General features: G+C 65.0%; 3 protein-coding genes. 2 read left to right on the top strand and 1 reads right to left on the bottom strand.

The window, feature by feature from the left end:
• Both MOV75_RS36150 and MOV75_RS36145 read left to right on the top strand, forming a co-directional pair.
• On the top strand, positions 1–279 hold a 279-nt coding region (locus MOV75_RS36150; protein ID WP_247007759.1), incomplete at its 5' end, for a substrate-binding domain-containing protein.
• A 103-nt stretch (positions 280–382) separates the two neighbouring features.
• Positions 383–1,597, top strand: a complete 1,215-nt coding sequence (locus MOV75_RS36145) for an ABC transporter substrate-binding protein (RefSeq protein ID WP_246932204.1) — start codon at positions 383–385, stop codon at positions 1,595–1,597.
• A gap of 19 nt (positions 1,598–1,616) precedes the next feature.
• Here MOV75_RS36145 and MOV75_RS36140 read toward each other — a convergent pair.
• A partial coding sequence (locus MOV75_RS36140; protein WP_247007758.1) for a TAXI family TRAP transporter solute-binding subunit occupies positions 1,617–1,991 on the bottom strand: 375 nt, incomplete at its 5' end.

Here is a 1,991-nt window from a genome sequence, read left to right as displayed (position 1 = left end):
GAGGTGCCGTGCCTGACGGGTCCGGACCTTGCCGAACTGGTCCGCGCCGGCCAGGCCGATTGCGGCATTGCGACCCGCGCCACCGCGCGCTCGGCCGGTTTGGATTTCGTGCCGCTGGTCTGGGAGAACTTTGACCTCGCGATGCGGCAGCGCAGCTATTTCCGCCCCGCCATGCAGGCCCTGCTCCGCTTCCTGGACGAACGGCGGCTGCGGCAGCGCGCCGAGGAGCTGACCGGCTATGATCCCTCATCCGCAGGACAGATCCGCTTCGCAGCCTGACATTGACGCCCGCCCCAAAATAGTTGCAAAAGAAACCAATTCAGCCGGGCCGTACCCGGCAAAAAGCAACACCGGCCAACGCGCCGGATCAGGGAGGACAAGCGTGAATCCAACCAGATTTGGACTACCGGTCGCGGCCGCCTTGACGGCGGCTCTGATGTCAGGCGCCGCAATGGCGCAGGTGTCCGACGATGTCGTCAAGATCGGCGTGCTCACCGACATGAACGGCCCGGCCTCCGCGCCGACCGGCCAGGGCTCGGTGACGGCGGCGCAGATGGCGATCGACGATTTCGGCGGCACCGTGCTCGGCAAGCCGATCAGCATCGTGATAGGCGACCATCAGCTCAAGGCCGACATCGGCGGCACCATCGCGCGGCGGTGGTACGACGTCGACCAGGTCGATCTGATCGTCGACGTGCCGGTCTCGGCGGTCGGGCTTGCGGTGCAGAACGTCGCCAACGAGAAGAAGCGGCTGTTCATCACCCACTCGACCGGCACCGCCGATTTCCACGGCAAGTTCTGCTCGCCCTATGCGATCCAGTGGGTGTTCGACACCCGCGCGCTCGCGGTCGGCACCGCGGATGCGGTGGTCAAGCGCGGCGGCGACAGCTGGTTCTTCATCACCGACGACTACGCCTTCGGCCATTCGCTGGAGCGCGACGCCTCCGCGGTCGTCACCGCCAATGGCGGCAAGGTGCTGGGCTCGGTGCGGCCGCCGCTGGCAACACCGGACCTCTCTTCCTTCGTGCTGCAGGCGCAGGCGTCCAAGGCCAAGATCATCGGCATTGCCGCCGGTCCCCCCAACAACATGAACGAGATCAAGACCGGCTCGGAGTTCGGCGTGTTCAAGGGCGGCCAGCAGATGGCGGCGCTGCTGGCGCTGATCACCGACATCCACGGCCTCGGCCTGCAGGCGGCGCAAGGCCTGCTCCTGACGACGTCGTTCTATTGGGACATGGACGACAAGACCCGCGAATGGTCGAAGCGCTATTTCGCCAAGATGAACAAGATGCCGTCGATGTGGCAGGCCGGCGTCTATTCGAGCGTGATGCACTATCTCAACGCCATCAAGGAAAGCGGCACCGACGACCCGCTCAAGGTCGCCGCCAAGATGCGCGAGAAGCCGATCGAGGATTTCTTCGCTCGCAACGGCAAATTGCGCGAGGACAATCTGATGGTGCACGATCTCTGGCTGGTGCAGGTGAAGACACCGGAGGAGAGCAAATATCCGTGGGACTATTACAAGATCCTCACGACGATCTCCGGCGACAAGGCGTTCGGTCCGCCGGACCAGGCGTGTGCGCTGGTGAAGAAGTGACGATCGCTTAAGGCGACCGTCACCTCACCACGCCGATCTCGCGAAAATACTTCATCACGCCGGGATGGATCAGCTCCGGCCTCGGCGCGGCCGCGACCGTATTCGCGGCTGTGGTCTCGCAGGCCTGGGCGAGCTTCTTGCAAAACGTCGCCTCGTTGCCGTGCAGCGTCTTCGCGAGGCGATAGGCGACATCATCCGGCAAATCCTCGCGCGTCAGCACGAAGCTCCAGGAGCCGAGCGAGGCGATCGGTGCAGTCTGCGTCGGATAGCTGTTGGCCGGCACGGTCAGCGGCTTCAGGAATGCATGCTTGGCGCGGATGCGCGCGATCTCCTCCGCGCTCGGCGCGATGAAGCGCGCGCCTGAGGCGCTCGATGCGACCGCGGCGAAACCGGG

The organism is Bradyrhizobium sp. PRIMUS42 (assembly GCF_023006515.1).
GTDB lineage: Bacteria > Pseudomonadota > Alphaproteobacteria > Rhizobiales > Xanthobacteraceae > Bradyrhizobium.
The sequence above is the reverse complement of the archived record's forward strand: the minus strand, read 5'-3'. Positions and strand labels throughout refer to the sequence as shown.